The 17682-nt window shown below is 40.8% G+C and carries 19 protein-coding genes and 1 riboswitch; of the genes, 3 read left to right on the top strand and 16 right to left on the bottom strand.

From position 1 onward, the window contains the following. Nucleotides 1-24 precede the first annotated feature (24 nt). The 4 genes from BrL25_RS17050 to BrL25_RS17035 all read right to left on the bottom strand — a co-directional run bounded on the left by BrL25_RS17050 (nt 25) and on the right by BrL25_RS17035 (nt 3574). Nucleotides 25-954 (bottom strand): cation diffusion facilitator family transporter, encoded by a 930-nt coding sequence (locus BrL25_RS17050; protein WP_018672211.1) that lies wholly within the window; start codon nt 952-954, stop codon nt 25-27. Between the two features lie 87 nt (nt 955-1041). Beyond that, nucleotides 1042-1977, bottom strand: coding sequence for a protein translocase subunit SecF (secF, locus tag BrL25_RS17045; protein ID WP_018672212.1), 936 nt, complete (start codon nt 1975-1977; stop codon nt 1042-1044). Then, nucleotides 1967-3202 (bottom strand): protein translocase subunit SecD, encoded by a 1236-nt coding sequence (secD, locus tag BrL25_RS17040; RefSeq protein WP_018672213.1) that lies wholly within the window; start codon nt 3200-3202, stop codon nt 1967-1969. The genes secF and secD overlap by 11 nt, the downstream gene beginning before the upstream one ends. A gap of 102 nt (nt 3203-3304) precedes the next feature. Beyond that, nucleotides 3305-3574 carry a post-transcriptional regulator gene (locus tag BrL25_RS17035; protein WP_018672214.1) on the bottom strand — a complete coding sequence of 90 codons (270 nt, stop codon included), beginning with the start codon at nt 3572-3574 and terminating at the stop codon, nt 3305-3307. A gap of 148 nt (nt 3575-3722) precedes the next feature. Between BrL25_RS17035 and spoVB the strand changes: the two genes are divergently transcribed. Continuing rightward, nucleotides 3723-5306, top strand: coding sequence for a stage V sporulation protein B (spoVB, locus tag BrL25_RS17030; protein ID WP_018672215.1), 1584 nt, complete (start codon nt 3723-3725; stop codon nt 5304-5306). On the opposite strand, the gene BrL25_RS17025 is transcribed toward spoVB, so the two are convergent. Continuing rightward, nucleotides 5307-6023, bottom strand: a complete 717-nt coding sequence (locus BrL25_RS17025) for a DUF421 domain-containing protein (RefSeq protein ID WP_018672216.1) — start codon at nt 6021-6023, stop codon at nt 5307-5309. It lies immediately after the preceding gene. Nucleotides 6024-6112: 89 nt separating this feature from the next. Next, on the bottom strand, nt 6113-7090 hold the full coding sequence (corA, locus tag BrL25_RS17020; RefSeq protein ID WP_018672217.1) for a magnesium/cobalt transporter CorA: 978 nt from the start codon (nt 7088-7090) through the stop codon (nt 6113-6115). A 144-nt stretch (nt 7091-7234) separates the two neighbouring features. Here corA and BrL25_RS17015 point away from each other — a divergent pair, with 144 nt between their 5' ends. Next, a complete protein-coding gene (locus BrL25_RS17015; RefSeq protein WP_018672218.1) occupies nt 7235-7606 on the top strand; it encodes a TIGR04086 family membrane protein in 372 nt (123 codons plus the stop codon). 87 nt (nt 7607-7693) lie between these two features. Here BrL25_RS17015 and yajC read toward each other — a convergent pair whose 3' ends face one another. From yajC to BrL25_RS16980, 7 genes are all read right to left on the bottom strand, one after another. Beyond that, nucleotides 7694-8020 (bottom strand): preprotein translocase subunit YajC, encoded by a 327-nt coding sequence (gene yajC / locus BrL25_RS17010; RefSeq protein WP_018672219.1) that lies wholly within the window; start codon nt 8018-8020, stop codon nt 7694-7696. Between the two features lie 19 nt (nt 8021-8039). Beyond that, the gene (gene tgt / locus BrL25_RS17005; protein WP_018672220.1) at nt 8040-9170 is read right to left on the bottom strand and encodes a tRNA guanosine(34) transglycosylase Tgt; all 1131 of its coding nucleotides are present in this window, start codon (nt 9168-9170) and stop codon (nt 8040-8042) included. A gap of 121 nt (nt 9171-9291) precedes the next feature. Continuing rightward, the gene (gene queA / locus BrL25_RS17000) at nt 9292-10320 is read right to left on the bottom strand and encodes a tRNA preQ1(34) S-adenosylmethionine ribosyltransferase-isomerase QueA (protein WP_018672221.1); all 1029 of its coding nucleotides are present in this window, start codon (nt 10318-10320) and stop codon (nt 9292-9294) included. A gap of 47 nt (nt 10321-10367) precedes the next feature. After that, nucleotides 10368-11375: a Holliday junction branch migration DNA helicase RuvB gene (gene ruvB / locus BrL25_RS16995; protein WP_018672222.1), complete on the bottom strand. Its 1008-nt coding sequence runs from the start codon at nt 11373-11375 to the stop codon at nt 10368-10370. Nucleotides 11376-11378: 3 nt separating this feature from the next. After that, nucleotides 11379-11999 carry a Holliday junction branch migration protein RuvA gene (gene ruvA, locus BrL25_RS16990; protein ID WP_018672223.1) on the bottom strand — a complete coding sequence of 207 codons (621 nt, stop codon included), beginning with the start codon at nt 11997-11999 and terminating at the stop codon, nt 11379-11381. Further along, the gene (gene ruvC, locus BrL25_RS16985; protein WP_018672224.1) at nt 11996-12496 is read right to left on the bottom strand and encodes a crossover junction endodeoxyribonuclease RuvC; all 501 of its coding nucleotides are present in this window, start codon (nt 12494-12496) and stop codon (nt 11996-11998) included. Before ruvC ends, ruvA begins: the two co-directional genes overlap by 4 nt. A 272-nt stretch (nt 12497-12768) precedes the next feature. Beyond that, on the bottom strand, nt 12769-12960 hold the full coding sequence (locus tag BrL25_RS16980; RefSeq protein ID WP_018672225.1) for a hypothetical protein: 192 nt from the start codon (nt 12958-12960) through the stop codon (nt 12769-12771). 334 nt (nt 12961-13294) lie between these two features. On the opposite strand from BrL25_RS16980, the gene BrL25_RS16975 reads away from it, so the two are divergent. Further along, nucleotides 13295-14305, top strand: a complete 1011-nt coding sequence (locus BrL25_RS16975) for a hypothetical protein (protein WP_236848049.1) — start codon at nt 13295-13297, stop codon at nt 14303-14305. Between the two features lie 92 nt (nt 14306-14397). On the opposite strand, the gene BrL25_RS16970 is transcribed toward BrL25_RS16975, so the two are convergent. The 3 genes from BrL25_RS16970 to BrL25_RS16960 all read right to left on the bottom strand — a co-directional run bounded on the left by BrL25_RS16970 (nt 14398) and on the right by BrL25_RS16960 (nt 17484). Beyond that, entirely contained in the window at nt 14398-15711 is a 1314-nt protein-coding gene (locus BrL25_RS16970; protein ID WP_018672227.1) for a nucleobase:cation symporter-2 family protein, read from the bottom strand. 25 nt (nt 15712-15736) lie between these two features. Next, the gene (locus tag BrL25_RS16965) at nt 15737-16333 is read right to left on the bottom strand and encodes a xanthine phosphoribosyltransferase (protein WP_026315214.1); all 597 of its coding nucleotides are present in this window, start codon (nt 16331-16333) and stop codon (nt 15737-15739) included. A gap of 207 nt (nt 16334-16540) precedes the next feature. Further along, nucleotides 16541-16645, bottom strand: a riboswitch (purine riboswitch). A 233-nt stretch (nt 16646-16878) separates the two neighbouring features. Continuing rightward, nucleotides 16879-17484 (bottom strand): BofC C-terminal domain-containing protein, encoded by a 606-nt coding sequence (locus BrL25_RS16960; protein WP_018672230.1) that lies wholly within the window; start codon nt 17482-17484, stop codon nt 16879-16881. Between the last annotated feature and the right edge of the window lie 198 nt (nt 17485-17682).

The raw sequence follows: 17682 nt of genomic DNA, 5'->3' as shown, positions 1-17682 counted from the left end.
TGAAAAAAACCAATAATAACTGCATTATCTACGAGTCTGAGCGGATTCCTCATCCCATGACTTTCCTTTTTCATCATATGGATTAATGTGAACAAACACATTTCGAATATCCTGATGTTTCTCCATTAAGTCTCGTTTTACATTTTTCCCGATTCGATGCCCATCCTCTACAGTTATGTACGGGTCAACTGAAATCTTAATATCAACAATTTGATAGTGACCAGTTTCTCTAGCCCACAACTCATCAATTCGTAACACTCCCTCAACCTCCATAACTGTTTCACGCAACGGCAAGGCATCTTCTTCATGCAACACATGATCCATCGTTGAATGAATCGATTCCTTTAAAATATGGTAGGCCGTTTGTAATACAAGGAAGGATACAAAAATCCCAGCAATTGGATCAAGATACACGGTCCAAGCTACCCCCATTTTTTCCCCCAGGATAGCTCCACCAACACCAATTAACGCAGCAAACGAAGAATATACATCAGAGCGATGCTCCCAAGCATTCGCAATTAATGATTGGCTATTCAATTTCTTTCCTAAATGATACTTATATCGAAACATCCATTCTTTTATAGCCATCGAGCCTAATGCCGTCCATACCGCTAACATTCCGGGAGGCTCAAGCGGTTCATAAAGCGATTTATACGATGAATAAGCAATTTCAAAGCCCACAATAGCAAGTAAGATAGATACGATAATAGCTGAAATAGATTCTGCTTTTCCGTGCCCATACGGATGATCCTGATCAGGAGGTGCCTCCGCTGCGCGAAGCCCTATTAAAACAGCAACTGATCCAATTATATCAGATGCAGAATGAACAGCATCAGCTACCATCGCTCTCGAATCAGCTACCATGCCAACAAGTAATTTGACTAGTGCGAGCAACAGATTGCCAACAATACCTATCCATGCAGCAAACTGAGCCTTTGCCAAACGATTTTCCATCTGGTTTCCTCCTCTTGTATATATTGTATGTACTTTGAGAATGAAAAAAACCGCAGGGGACATCCCCCACGGTTTATTCTATCCAATTTAGTTCTCATTAGGAGTAGCTTTCAATGCTTTTTTCTTCATTTCACGTTCTTTCATGGATACCCAAATCTGTGCAGCGATAAAGATTGAGGAATACGTACCACTGATCAAACCGAAAATAAGAGCCAAGGAGAAGTTACGAATGCCTTCGCTACCAAAAATAGCAATCGCAGCAGCCGTAATGAACACGGTCAAAACAGTAAAGATAGAGCGGCGCATACTTTGCCACAAGCTCACGTTTACCATGTGCTCTAAGTCCTCAATGGTTTTTGTTTTCATTGTACGCATATTCTCACGGATACGGTCAAAGATAACAATCGTATCATTGATAGAATAACCCACGATCGTTAAAATCGCCGCAATAAACGTTAAATCAACTTCCAAACGGAACAAGGAGAACAACGCAATCGGGATAAAAGCATCATGTAAAATGGAGATAACGCAAGCAATCCCAAATAAGAATTGGAATCGAATGGCAATATAGACAACAATCCCGGCAGAAGCAACTAAAACAGCGATAATGGCTTTATTTACTAGCTCATTAGCAATCACAGGGTCAACCGTAGATTCCTGCTTCGTTACCTGATCACCGTATTTTGCTTTTACAGCGGCCTCAATCTCTTTTAATTTTTCTGGAGTGATGGTTTCTGTAAACGTTGTTGTTGCAAATTCTTTATTATTACCATACTTCGTTACATCTTTAAAATGAACATCAGGCATTACTTTTGTAATAATTTGTTGAACATCTGCTTCATTAAACTGTTTGTTAATAAATAGGTCCAAACGAGTACCTGCTGTGAAATCAACGCCTTTATTTAGACCAAACATTAGCATCGAAGCTAAACCTAGGACTAATAAGATACCTGAAAACCAATAGAATTTGTGTCGGTTTTTAACAATATCAAATTTAACAATATCTTTTTCCTTAGAGTTCACCGATTTCACTCTCCTTTACACCAAACCAGCGAGGCTTCTTAAACGCATTGGAACGAAGAAGCAACCATAGCAAAAAGCGAGAGCCAAACACGTTGGTAATCAAGCTTACAATAAGAGTCATTGCTAGGATAATCGCGAAACCTTGAATGGAGCTCGTCCCAAAGTAAAAGAGCACGACACACGCAATCAAGGTAGTAACATGTGAATCAATGATCGTAATCAATGAGCGACGTTCACCTGCACGGAAAGAAGACAGAATCGTTTTACCTGTCATAATTTCCTCTCGAATACGTTCATAGGTAATAATGTTAGCATCTACCGCCATACCTACGGCCAAAATAAAGCCGGCAATACCTGGTAACGTAAGCGTAGCATGCATCCATTGTAAAACTACTAAACATACGTAAATAAACGCTGTTAAAGTGATATTTGCAATCATACCAGGAACACGGTATACAAAAAGCATAAAGATAAAAATTAGTGCTCCACCGATATAGCCTGCGTTAATCGTCTTTTTCAAAGCAAGATCACCGAGGCTTGCTCCTACTGCCGTTACTTGCTTTTCAATTAATTTAGCTGGTAGTGAACCGGCATTTAACGTTTCTGCTAATTCACGTGCTTCTTCTTTTGTGTATTTACCCGTTATTTGCGCACTACCACCAGTAATAACCTGTTGAATCGTAGGATTTGTTAACAGGTTTTCATCTAAAAAGATGGCAACTGGTTTTCCTACATTGTTACGAGTTACTTCAGCAAACTTTTCCGGATTGGCAAACTTTAGAGTAACAAGCGGTTCGTTTAGCTCACCGTAGCCAACAGCTGCTCCACCAGGTGCTAGGTCTTGTCCACGCATCACAACTTCACCTGTCATGTCACGGAACGTCAATACGGCTGGTTTCCCGATCAATGTACGTAGCTTCTCAGGATCGGTAACCCCTGCTAATTTCACGCGTACGCGGTTAGGTTTCTCAATTGTTACCTCTGGTTCAGAAACCCCACCAATATTTACACGTTTTTCAATCATCTGAGCTGTTGCTGCAAGTAGTTCAGTGTTTGTTTTGTGTGTTGCATCAAGAGGTTCTACTTCATACAAAATTTCAAATCCGCCTCTTAAGTCAAGACCAAGTACGATATTACCCGCTACTTTTGTGGTAGTAGTGGCCATGAGCGTACCTAAGAGTCCGATCACCAGTAGGAAGAGAACAAATCTACTCCACTTTATCATCTAACATAATGCCCCTTTCCCAATGGATACCAAGCGTTCATACGCAAATATCCCAATTCAAAGAATCAATATGCCCATTATAGACTTGTAGAAAAATGCATGTCAAATTACCCCGTTATTTTTATACATATTAATCATTACATAGTTCATATATTTGCTAATTTTTAAGGAAAGGATATCGTTAACGAGACGATGTAGGGTGGGCCGTTCCTCTCCTTTGTAGGTTGATATGACACAATCCCATACCTCTTCAGGAGTAATGTTATCGTAGCCGAGAATCAAAAATTCCTCTGCTTTACTTTTACATAAAACTAACATTTCCTGATATTTTTCAACCTCGATAAAGCTCACCATATTCTCTCTATTTTCCATATTTCTACACCTCTTTACGTGACCTTAGTTGTTTTAAAATCTTTCTCCCACACATAAAATCTAGTCATGCCCTAGGTGGCACGTCCATATGGTAATAGTGTAGTCATTAAAGCTTACAGGTAAATGTTAAAGAGAAGGGGCTATCCCTATGAAAAAATCCTTTTTTTACGGTACCATGGTACTCATCGTAGCAGGCGCCATTACTAAGGTTCTCGGTTTCGCCCATCGCATTATTCTTTCCCGCTTGATTGGTGCAGAAGGTATGGGTCTGTATCAAATGATCGTCCCACTTCTCTACTTTCTGATTACCATTACTACATTTGGTCTGCCTGTTGCCATCGCTAAACAGGTTGCAGAAGCGGAAGCAGCCAAAGATCGCCAGCAGTCTAGAAGATTTTTATACTTGGCATTAGCTATTACAACTGGACTTAGCACGCTAGTCTCATTATTGTTAGCTGTTGGTGCTCGTTTTTTCACAGAATTGTTCTTTACGGACTCACGAACCCATTTGTTATTGCTGACAGCTTTACCTATCTTACCAATCGCTAGTATCTCGGCTGTCCTACGTGGTTATTTCCAGGGAAAACAAAATATGGTGCCAACAGCCCTCTCTCAATTAATTGAACAAGTAGTCCGTATTCTGATAGTGATAGGTATGACTATCACGCTTGCCCCTTACGGAATTCTTTTTGCTACCATTGGCGCAGTTGGTAGCATCTTATTGGGCGAGCTAGCTGGGCTTTTATACATGGTATGGAATTATAAAAAAAACAGGCGTGAACTGGGAGATCTGCTAAAGAGACCTGGATCACGAAGAGCATTGTTTCAAAAAAGCTCTCCAGCTATCAAGCAACTCTTACATGTATCCCTACCGGTCACGATGAGCCGCGTAGTAGGTTCTATTGCTTATGTGATGGAACCAATGCTTGTCCCCTATGCTCTCATACTAGCAGGGTATAAAACCATTCAGGCGACCTCCTTATATGGTCAATTTTCTGGAATGGCTGTTCCCCTGTTACTTTTCCCTACTTTTCTTACCTATTCGTTATCCATTTCAATGGTTCCTGCTGTAGCAGAAGCTGCTTTTGAGAAGAACAGCAGGCTAGTTCATCGCCGCATTTATCAAGCAATGCGGATCACGCTAGTCATTGGAGCTCCCTGTGCTGTTTTATTATATGTATTTGCCGAGCCTCTCTGTCAACTATTATACAAGCAAGCTGAGGTAGGATTATTATTAAAGCAATTAGCACCATTTTCCGTATTTTTGTTTTTCCAAGCTCCATTAGCTGCCGCTCTTCAGGGTTTAGATCAAGCACATGTTGTGTTCCGTAATACCCTGATTGGAACAATCGTCAAAATTGCATCGATGTTTCTACTGACATCTCGTCCTGAATTTGGAATTAATGGAGCGATCATTGCGCTAAATTTAAACATTACGTTAGTTACAATGCTCCATTTTGCTAGCCTTGTCAAAGGTATTGGTTTTACTATTCAGGTTGCCGAATTCGTAAAAATTGGCTTAGCTATGCTAGCTATCGGATATTGCAGTACGTATATGTCTGAGCACTGGTTCAAAGATACTGGTTTACTCCAAATGTTAATGATATGCTCTTCTGCTTCTATGTTTCTCTATATGATATTACTTGTTAGCATGAAGGTACTTGGTAAGCAAGATGTAGCACGCATTCCTTGGATTGGCGAGCAATTAAGCATGTTTTTCCCCCGCAGGTAATTATTTGCGGGGGTTTTGGGTTTTATTTACAAACAGCTTACCTTGTTCATCAATGCTACAAAACATAATCTCGTTCGCATGACGAATGCCTAGCTTTTTTAATTCCTGTTTGAGCCAAAACATATTTTTACCTATTTTATCCACAGCATCAACCTGCACTTCACCATCCATGATTAAGGGAATAGGAAAAACAACATTCAGGCCACGTGAGGATTTTTGAGGTTTCTTTTCTTGTAGACCTAAATCCTGCAAGGTAACAGGCGGCTTTTCTGGTTTCGTGAATACACTGACCTTTCCTGTCGTTTCCAATATGGCAAATTCAACATCAGCTAGGTTTTTTATATTTTCTTGACGTAAATGAATCAATAGGTCATCTAAGTTGAGTCGGTTTTTTTTCATCGCTTCTTCTCTTATTTCACCATTTGCAATCAAAACATCTGCTTCTCCGTTAACGAAATTCCTGATCTTTTTACTTTTCATAAACAAATACGCCATTCCAATTTCCAACAGCATAATAAGGATCATGGGCGAAAACATGTGCAGAAGTGGTTTATTAACCTGATCAATGGCAAGTACTGCCATTTCTGCCAGCATGATAGAAATAACAACATCAAACAAAGACATTTGCCCCAGTTCTCTTTTGCCCATCAGCCTCATGATGAGTAGGAGGAAAAAATAACTAAAGAGGGTACGCATAAGTATGGTTACTAGCTCCACGGTATAAGACCTCCCACATGTTCATCTACCTTATCTAGTAGTGTCCACGGGTACATCCTACCTTATGCGTCCCTCTCTTTTCCTTTCTGTTATAGCCATTTTTTCTTTTTAAAGACATAGAGCATCCATGACGTCAATAAAATCATTGAACCGAATGCGATGACAAACATGACAGGCTCTGCCTTATCCCCCATCCACCCAAAGGTGTTCATCCCAAAAATGCCTGTGATAAAGGTTAGTGGCAGAATCACAGTAGAAATAATGGTTAGGATACGTACTGTTTCGTTACTTCTGCCCGTAATAATCGTGTAATAAGTATCAAGTGCACCGTTTACTAAATCTCGAAATGTTTCTGTTGAGTCAACAATTCGTTCCAAGTGATCGGTTAAGTCAACATAGAACGGAACATTTTCCTCTGAGATGTCGAAGGAGTATCGACCGTTTACATTGGCAAAAATCCGCTTTTGTGGCAAGATCACTCGACGAATTAAAATCAATGTACGTTTTAACGCTAAGAATTCCTCCGTAATTTCTTCTGTTTGGTGCTCGTACATTTCATCCTCCAAATCATCAATACGAACACTTATACGGTCCATGATTGGAAAATATTCATCGGTAATCCCGTCAACAATTGCATACAACAAATAATCTGGTCCTCGATTTAAGAAGTAATTGCTTCGATGACATTGAGCTGCGATACGCCCAATCGTAATCATTGGTGATTTATGAATAGTAACAATGTAATTAGGACCAAGAAAAACATTAAGCTCTACTGTCGTAATCTCGGTGTCGCTTTCCTCATTATAACGTAATGCGTGAAAAACGAAAAAATAGTAGTCATCATATTTATCCACTTTCGCACGTGGGCTGACGTGCAAACAGTCCTCAATGGCCAATGGATGGAACTCAAAAATTTTCGCAATATAATGCAGTTCCTGATTCCCCACATCATACAGATCAATCCACAATAAATCCTCTGGAGATTTCAGCCATTTATCCTTAGTTGTTAAATCTACATCATGGATCATCTTTTGTTCGGAATGATTATAAAAATAGGTTTTTATCATCGGTATCCTCACCCCCGTCTTTTTCCCTTATCCATCATACGAAAATTCGCGACGATGTTCAATCAAGAGATGAATAAGCCTGTCAAGCCTCTCATATAGATGGTAGTAAGAAAGTGAATCATAAAGAGAGGATGGGATCGTGTTATGCGCAGTCATTCCGCCTCGGTGATGACGGGATTATTTCTAACGCTTGGCCTTGTCTTACTTGGTTCTATTTTTGCTGCATTACTTCTTTCCTTTACCAATGTAAAGGAAAGCTCACTACCCTACTTTAGCTATGTCATTAACATTTGTAGCTTGTTGATTGGCGGCTTTGTAACGGGGCGAAGATGCGGAGCAAGCGGCTGGTATTATGGAGGATTAACCGGTTTAGGCTATTTCTTTCTCGTCTTACTGATAGGGTTTTTAGGCTTTAATGCACCAATTAATCTTTCAACCTTATTGTATACTCTTTTTGCCTTTCTTATCGCAGGGATTGGTGGTGTTTTTGGTGTTAATACGTCCAATCGGCGATAACTTCGATCTGGTGAATTGCACAGGCTTGTTCTTTTGCAAAGGAAAAAGCTGTTAGCAATACGCTAACAGCTTTTTTGTGTTTATGATTTATTTCGTATCTTCTGCAGGTGCTTCCAATTCCTCTTTTTTCGTTTCCGCTACTTCTTTAGTAGGGTTAGAAACGGTAACAGAGTTTACTGCACCGCGGTCGAACGTCATGTGTACATTGTGTGAAACCTTCAAAATAAGTGTATCGTCAGTAATGTCTTGGATAGTGCCATGCAGTCCTCCAATTGTTACAACGCGATCCCCTTTTTTCATAGCTACCAACATAGCATTGCGCTCTTTATTACGTTTTTGTTGAGGGCGAATCAACAAAAAGTAAAAGATCACAAACATAATAATAATCGGCAACAATCCACCTAAACCTTGCATGGTTCATCCTCCTTAGTTCTTAGAAAGATCTATTTTCACCCAAACCATATTGGGCAAAAAACTGGTCCCTGAAATCTCCCAAACGATCTTCACGGATCGCTTGGCGCACTTTTTCCATCAATTTAATGAGGAAGTGCAGGTTGTGATGCGTAGTTAAACGTATACCAAAGGTCTCTTCAGCTTTGATCAAATGACGAATGTAAGCACGCGTATAATTTTTGCACGTGTAGCAATCGCAATTAGGGTCAAGTGGAGTAAAATCACGCGCAAATTTAGCATTGCGAACGACTAATCTTCCTTGGCTCGTCATGCATGTCCCATTTCGCGCTATACGAGTTGGTAACACACAGTCAAACATATCAATTCCACGAAGTGCACCCTCAATGAGAGCATCTGGAGAACCTACCCCCATTAAATAGCGAGGTTTATTATCCGGTAACAATGGAACTGTGTAATCTAGCACTTCATACATCAGCGGGAATGGTTCTCCTACGCTAAGTCCACCGATGGCATACCCTGGAAAATCCATCTGTACAAGATCACGTGCGCTTTGTTCCCGTAAATCCTGGAACATACCACCTTGTACAATCCCGAATAAAGCTTGATCGTCCTTACGCTCATGCGCATTCAAACAACGCTCTGCCCAACGGGTTGTTCTCTCCATCGATTTTTTCACATAATCGTACTCAGCTGGATACGGGGCACACTCATCAAAAGCCATCATGATATCGGCACCAAGTGCATTTTGAATTTGCATTGCCTCTTCAGGTCCAATAAACAGCTTTTCCCCATTTAAGTGAGAGCGAAAGGATACTCCCTCTTCTGTAATCTTACGTAAGTTGCTTAAACTAAATACCTGAAATCCACCACTATCTGTTAAAATAGCTCCGTTCCAGTTCATAAATTTATGCAAGCCACCTGCTTCTTTAACGATCTGGTGACCCGGACGCAAGAATAGATGATACGTATTACTCAAAATAATGTTAGCGCCCATCCCGCTGACTTCTTCTGGGGACATGGTTTTAACTGTGGCTTGAGTCCCAACCGGCATGAATGCTGGGGTTTCAAAAGTACCATGCGGGGTATGAACTCGTCCCAGTCGTGCGCCCGTCTGTTTGCACGTTTTAATTAATTCGTAGCGTACTGCCAAAGTATCTGCACTCCTCAATAACCAGATGTGAACACCATCTGTTTCTTAGCATGTTTTTCCTACGTCTTATCTATTATAAAAGGTCTTATCATGAATCACAAGAAAACGCATAAAAATTCTTTTATTTAATTAACATCGCATCTCCAAAGCTAAAGAAACGATACTTACGGACAATCGCATCCTGATAAGCACGAAGAACATTTTCACGTCCAGCCAAGGCACTAATAAGCATGACCAGGGTTGATTTAGGTAAATGGAAATTAGTAAGGAGCCCGTCAATAATCGCAAACTCATAACCAGGATACATAAAAATATCTGTCCAACCAGACTGAGCAACCAGCTTTCCACCATGTTCTTTTGCAATAGTCTCTAACGTTCTACAAGATGTAGTTCCAACAGCAATGACTCGCTTACCTGCTTCTTTTGCACTATTGATCAAATCAGCCATTTCCTGTGTTAATTGATAATGCTCCGCATGCATAACGTGCTCTTCAATTACATCTGCTTCTACAGGACGGAATGTTCCTAATCCAACGTGTAAAGTAACATAGGCTACTTTAATTCCTTTTTCCTGAAGCTGTTTCAAATAATCTTGCGTAAAATGTAAGCCCGCTGTCGGTGCTGCAGCAGATCCTAACTCTTTAGAGTAAACAGTCTGATACCGTTCTCGATCGTCTAATTGTTCATGAATATATGGTGGCAAAGGCATTGAACCTAATCGATCTAAAATCTCATAGAAAATTCCCTCGTAAGAAAATCGAACAATGCGGCCTCCTGTTGGTGTAATCTCCTCACAGACACAGCGAAGCATACCATCACCAAACTCTATCTCAGCTCCTACTTTAAATCGCTTCCCTGGACGTGCCAAGGTTTCCCAACGATCATCACCTAGCGATTTAAGTAACAGAATCTCAATTTTAGCCCCTGTCTCACTTTTTACGCCAATCAAACGGGCGGGCAACACGCGACTGTCGTTTACAACCAGCACGTCCCCCGCTTCTAAATACGTAATTAAATCCGTAAACTGCTGATGAGTTACTTCACCTGTTTGTTTATCAAGAACAAGCAAGCGAGACCCTGTGCGATCCTCTAGTGGATGCTGGGCAATCAACTCTTCTGGCAGATCAAAATCAAATAAAGTTACATCCACGTTTCTCTAATCTCCTTTTTCGCAATTCATTGCTGTTAGATATCCTACTAAGACTCCGAGGGCATTGGGAGTTGAAAATGCGTGTAACAAGCTGGTGTCGCAATACGTCCACGCGGTGTTCGCTGAATGAACCCAATTTGTAGCAAATAAGGCTCACATACATCTTCAATCGTTTGAGATTCTTCTCCAATGGTAGCTGCAATAGTATCCAATCCTACTGGTCCGCCTGCAAATTTTTCAATGATGGCAAGAAGTAATTTATGATCAATATGATCTAATCCGCAAGCATCCACTTGAAGCCTTACTAAAGCTTCATGTGCAATTTCTTGTGTAATAATCCCTTCACCCTGAACTTGAGCAAAATCCCGGACACGTTTTAATAAACGATTGGCGATACGCGGTGTACCTCGCGAACGTTTGGAAATTTCCAGGGCTCCACCTTCTTGCATACCGATCTGTAGTATGTCTGCTGCACGCGAAACAATGAAAGCTAATTCTTCAATTGTATAGAATTCTAAACGATTAACGACCCCAAATCGATCACGTAGTGGAGATGAAAGTAGTCCCGCACGCGTCGTAGCTCCTATCAATGTGAAGGGAGGTAGATCAAGGCGGACATTGCGAGCACTTGGCCCTTTTCCGATGATGATATCTAGAGCAAAATCCTCCATCGCTGGATACAAGACTTCTTCTACACTGCGATTGAGTCTATGTATCTCGTCAATAAACAGTACATCCCCTTCTTGTAGATTCGTAAGGATGGCAGCTAAATCACCTGGTCGTTCAATGGCTGGTCCAGAGGTTGTTTTTAAGTTAACACCTAGTTCATTAGCTATAATCTGGGATAAAGTTGTCTTTCCTAAACCTGGAGGTCCATATAATAGTACATGGTCCAACGCCTCTTTGCGCATTTTAGCAGCTTCGATAAAGACCTTTAAATTCTCCTTTACCTGCTTTTGCCCGATGTATTCGGATAAGAAGCGAGGACGCAAACTAAATTCGTTAGCATCTTCTTCCCACTGCATGTGGGTCGTAATAATCCGATTATCGTCCATCTTTTATCCCCTCATAAAGAGCGCAAGCCCCTGTTTAATCAATTGTTCTACACTGGCCCCAGCCTTCGCTGATTCCAACAATTTAGGACGAATCCCTTGAGTTTCGTTGTCTGAATAACCTAAAGCCATCAATGCCTGCATGGCTTCTTCTAACGCAGCCATGTCGGAATTTCCCTTCACCAATAAAGATTCTGGTGCAGACGTAACCAGCATAGATGGTGTAAATCCCTTCAACTTATCTTTCAAATCTAAGATCATGCGCTGAGCTGTCTTTTTCCCAATACCAGGAAACTTCGTTAAGTAGGTCACATTCTCTTGTTGAACAGCGGAGACAATTTGGTCAGGTGTAGCCCCAGCTAATATAGCCAAGGCTCCTTTTGGTCCGATGCCATTCACATCAAGTAATCGGCGATATAAATCACGTTCGTCTCTAGTTGCAAATCCATACAAATGAATCGCATCTTCACGTACATGGTAATGAGTAAATAAGCGGCAAGATTTCCCTTCATCTTTCACAAAATAATAAGGATTAGGACAAAAAACACGGTAACCTAGCCCACCTGCTTGCACTACAACGTATTCCGTATCTATATAAGAGACAATTCCCTCTACAAAATCAATCATTTCTTTGCACCTTCCGATATATCATAATACGTGCGGCTTTGAGCATGAGTAATCGCTACACCCAATGCGTCCGCTACGTCATCCGGTTTTGGTACTTCCTTTAACTTCAATAACATCCGTACCATTTCTTGAATTTGTTTTTTCTCAGCTCCACCGTAGCCAGTTACCGCTTGCTTGATTTGCATCGGTGTGTATTCAAAAACCGGGACTCCTTTTTGCTCAGCAGCTAAAATAATGACACCACGAGCCTGCCCTACAGTAAAAGCAGTAGTCACATTTCGATTAAAAAATAATTTTTCTATGCCCATTTCATCAGGCTGATACGTATCTAAAAGCTCGATGGTAGCATCATACACTTGGCGCAAGCGTAGGGGCACAGGTGTATGAGCTTCTGTCTGTATGCTACCATACTGCACAGGCTTTAAGGAACTTCCTTCTTTATCTATAAATCCAAACCCGACAATTGCAATCCCCGGGTCAATTCCAACTATCCGCATTACATTCTCTCCGCTTCTTCCTGTCTTCCTCTAACTGTAACACAAACCAGACAGATTGCGAACATGCATTTCCGTTGAAAGTTTGATAACCCAATCCGAAAAAACAATCGAACCCTAACATTTTTAAAACCATTTCTTCATCATTTTACGATTATTTTTCTCAAGTTTAATCTGTTGATTGATAAGGCCAACGCAAAGGCCAACACAGAAAAAGCCTGCTGAGATTTTCTCAACAGGCTTTCCTGCCTCGTTCAAAAACGTGGGACGGCCAATTAATGTTTGTTCATACCAAGTTCATCTGCTGCGTCATGTAGCATGTGAGCGTAATCGTCCACTTCATTCTGCATTTGCTTTTCGATATTATTTATTCTTCGATAATCCAATTTGTTATGACCTTGGTTAAGCTGAACATACAAGCGTTGGTGGAACTGGTCTTTGTAGCTTCCTCCAGGCATTGAAGACATACAAGAACTCCTCCTTCACATGGCCGTCCCCTACAGTATGCGATGTTAATGATTGTGGTATGTATCCCGATTTTACCTATTCCGTTCATTCGTAAAGGACGACAAGCTTTGAATGAAATGGATAACTGGAAGCATCCTATGGCTATAATCATTTGATTTGTTATCTCAAAGGGGGCTATGTTATGAAAAAGAAATCCTTTTCAAGTCTCTATTTTCTGCTAATCTGCTTTTGTTTGCTATTCTCCCCCTCCACTGTTTTTGGAAAACATCATGCGTACGTAAGAGAAACAGATAAACTCGCTCCCTTTGCTCCGGGTTCCTTGCCTCAGGGGGGTTGACCATCATTGTCAAAACTTCTGTAGATGCTACTTTCCAATCCAAACTGACAGTAACAGGTCGGGAAAAATGGGGACAACTAATTGAAGCTAGGCCACGCATTTCAAGCTCTGAACCGGAATTTATTCGAGCCATAATCTATACGGAGAAAAATCGTTATCTATATAGTGACGAGCAACGTCTATTTGAACAGGCTTCATTTCAAGAAGTACTATTAACGAACCCGTTACGTAAACACCTTGAAAAATGGGTTTCTTTAACAGAACAGAAGCATTATGGTACCTTATCTGGGTGGAATGAGGTGCAACGAAACTTTAAGCGTATGTCATACGGAACTGTCACAGATATTGAATCAGGTGAACAATTCCGTGTACAACGTCGTGCTGGTAGTGATCATGCCGACGTACAACCTTTAACGAAACAAGATACTTTCATTATGAAGAGGATATATCAAGGAAAATGGAGCTGGAAAAGGCGCGCCATTTTACTAACTATCAACGGACAGCATTACGCAGCTTCTATGCACGGGATGCCTCACGGTGGTGATGGAATTGCTGGAAATCAATTTAACGGGCATTTTTGTATTCATTTCCTAGGTAGCTCTACTCATAAGCGTCCCGAACCGGATGCTGGCCACCAATTTATGATTCGAAAAGCGGCTGGAACACTCTATTCTGCCTTGCGGGAGGCTAGTCCTCTCCAAATTATTGATTACTATCTCACTTGCTTGCGAGAAGAAGAGCCTCTTGCTTCTTTTTTGGTTGCTGGATCACCAAGCTCTCTGGCATCCATGAATGATCCAGTGTATGTTCGTGAACCGTTGCACCCACTTTTAGATAAGATGACAACAGAAGAGCAAACCAGCGATATGTTCTCGGTCACCATCCCTGTGCAACTCTCCTATACAGAAAAAGGGAAGAACTATCAAAGAGTCTGTTATTTTACGTTAGTTAGAGGCTCTCAATGGGATCGTTGGAGAATTGCTGAAATGGAGCTTGTTGGAGAGTAACAGGAAAACGGCCATTAAAAAGGATGTTCCAAAGCAAGCTTGCTTTTCGGAACATCCCTTTTTATCTTCTAAACCTGCAATTGTCGATTCACTTACGCAGACACTGTTTCTGAGGTTGTCTGAGAAGAGCTTTTAACTACCTTGTCATTTCGAGACAAGCAGATATTTAATACAATCGCAGTTAGCGAGCCTGTAACGATCCCGTTTTGCATAATCATCTTCGCCATACCTGGTAGCTGATCAAACATTTGTGGTACCACTGCGGAACCTAAACCTACCGCTATACTACAAGCTGCAATTAACAGATTTTCATTTTTGGATAGATCAACACTAGATAAAATATTAATACCTGATGCCACTACCATACCGAACATAGCGATCATAGCCCCACCTAGTACAGCATCAGGAATAACTGTTGTAAGTGCAGCCAATTTTGGTAGCATTCCCAATGCAACTAGGATTACACCGGCACCCATAATGGCTTCCCGCCCTTTGATACCCGTCAGGGAAAGCAAACCCACATTTTGTGAGAAAGCAGTATACGGAAAGGCGTTAAAAACGCCACCCATTGTAATGGCAAGACCTTCTGCACGTAAGCCCTTTACCACTGTTTTGGATTCAATCTTGGTGTCAGTTACTTTACCGACTGCAAAATAGACACCGGTAGATTCCACCATACTGATCATATTTACTATTATCATAGTTAGGATTGCCATTATATCAAAGCGAGGCGTACCGAAATAGAATGGTTGTACAATGCTAATCCAGGAAGCAGTCCACACATGTGAGAAATCAACCATGCCCAAGAAAAAGGCAATCATTGTGCCGGTCACAAGTCCAACCAATACGGCAATCGATCGGATAAATCCAGTAAAAAAGCGATTAAACAACAAGATTAATAGCAAGGTTACAAGAGCTAGAAGTAAATTAGTAGGTGAACCAAAAGAAGCATTCCCTTCCCCACCAGCCGCATTCTTCATCGCAACAGGAATTAAGGATAAACCAATGATAGTGACAACTGAGCCTGTAACCACCGTTGGAAAAAAGCGTAGCATTTTACCAAATAAAGGCGCAAACAAAAATACAAAAATACCAGATACAATAATAGCTCCATATGCGGTTGTTAAGCTGTTACCAGCTGAAAGTGACACGGCAATAATGGGTCCTACCGCTGTAAATGTACATCCCAGCATGACGGGAAGCCCCGATCCAATGTACCTCCCCCCATACACTTGAAGCAAGGTAGCAAGTCCACTAGTGAAGAGGTCCGCCGCGATTAGATATGCCATCTGTTGTGGCGTTAATCCTAATTCTTTACCGATAATGAGCGGAACAATAACAGCTCCCGCATACATCGCTAGAACCTGTTGAAAGCCCAAGGTAAAAATCTTTTGCTTGCTTAACATTGTGCTCTACCTCTCCCTTTTTGCCTTACGATTTGCATGCACCGATTTCCTCGATGAATTCAATACCTGTTTCAGGCGACATCGATTTGATTCGAGCTAACGAATGAATAGCAATCCCTCTGTCTTCCAGCAAACCTCGGCCTTCTTGGAAGCTTTTTTCTATGACAGCACCTACGCCTACTAACTCGGCACCAGCTTCTTTTACAATGTCGCATAACCCTACTAGAGCAGCTCCCGTAGCCAAGAAATCATCTACGATTAGTACACGCTCACCAGGCTTTAAATAGGCTTTAGCCACACTAATTTGGTATGTTTCTTTGCGTGTGAAAGAATGCACAGATGCCGTATACACATCATCCGATTGCGTAATTGCTTTTTTCTTTTTCGCATACACAAAAGGGACTTGTAGCGCAAAGCCCGTTGCCATTGCAAATTGGATCCCACTCGCCTCGATTGTTAAAACCTTCGTAATCTTTTCTTTAGCAAAGCGCTTTGCAAATTCTTCTCCGATCAGCATGGCTAATTTTGAATCCACCTGATGATTTAAAAAAGCATCTACCTTTAATACCGTATCAGACAATACGTTTCCATCCTGACAAATTCTTTCCTGTAATACCTTCATGAGTAGCTAAAAGCCCCTTTCCACATTTCAACAGAGTTAATTTAAAAAACAAAAAAACCCAAAAGGACAAGGCACTTGAATAACAACGTTCAAGTGAAACCTGTCCTTCTGGGTTTTTATCCCTTAGGTGTAGCTTTGTAATACATAACAAAGCTTGCATCGCTTGGACCAGTCCTTTTGTCAAAAAACGAGCGACAAAAACGGAACCCTAGATGCACTTTCACTCGTAGTCAGATGAGATTATCGGTCATCTGGTAGAAACTTATGGGCCATATCCCCAAGAATTATACGAGTCATTTGAAATTGAATAGGTACACTGTAACATACCCACTATTTTTCGACAAGCAGTAAACACATCTAGCTCTTCAACATATTTTCCCATTATAAAATAGGAAGCGATTTCATAGAATAGAATCGTTCACCTGCTCTTATCCTCGTAACATTCGAACAAATTGATATTCAACAAAAACAACCCGCTCTTCTGATATACCTGCATACAGAGAAGCTGGTTGTTTTTTGTTGATAGATAATTAGCGATCTTTTGATTACTGAGGTTCAATCTGTCGTTGAAATTCGCTAAAAGTAGATAAAATACTGTTATATTCAGCAAGATCATGTACACGAATACCTTTATATAAGTGTCCAATCTCTTCTTTAGAAAGGCTCGCTTTCATACTGTCCGTATTAATTCGATAGAAGGTTTGAATCACTTTCTGATAGTCTGGTAAACCTTCAAAAAAAGTTAAAAAACCGTCGGGAGACAAGCCAAAGTAACCATTTTCTTTACAAATAGGAGCAAGATCATTCTCTTCTTTATGCAACACAATATAATCTGGATGAACCGAGACCAGCTCCCATCCGGCATACGGTTTCAATATTTGCTCTAACGTATTTTCTCTTACTTCTTTTTTCTCCTCACCTTTTACTCCACATACGTACGTACGAGTTAAGACGACCTGTCTTGGCATGGAGAATACAGGGACGCTTTCTTCCCCTTTAATCTGAGATGATATCCTACTTTTATCTACTTGATTGGTAAGCTTCATTTCAAGACGTGAAGCCCAGAACCCCAGTACTAACCCTACTGTTAACATAAGAAACAACATTAGCCATTTCCACTTCAGTTTTGCTGGGCGCAATGATTTGAGCATAGCAGAAAAACCCCTTCAGATGGCGTTTTCTCCTATTATTCTCCATCTCTAACGAGTTTTATACAATTATAGATTACTGAATAAATACCGAACATTAGTACAAGATAGAAGATCATAATTCGTTATTTTTGTTAATGTAAGCGTTTTTTATGTTGTCCACTTCGCATTTTACTCGTGAAATCTTCGTAAATTTTGTGT

The organism is Brevibacillus laterosporus DSM 25 (genome assembly GCF_002706795.1).
Classification (GTDB): domain Bacteria; phylum Bacillota; class Bacilli; order Brevibacillales; family Brevibacillaceae; genus Brevibacillus_B; species Brevibacillus_B laterosporus.
Note: the sequence above shows the minus strand (reverse complement) of the source record. Positions and strands in the feature narration are given on the sequence as shown.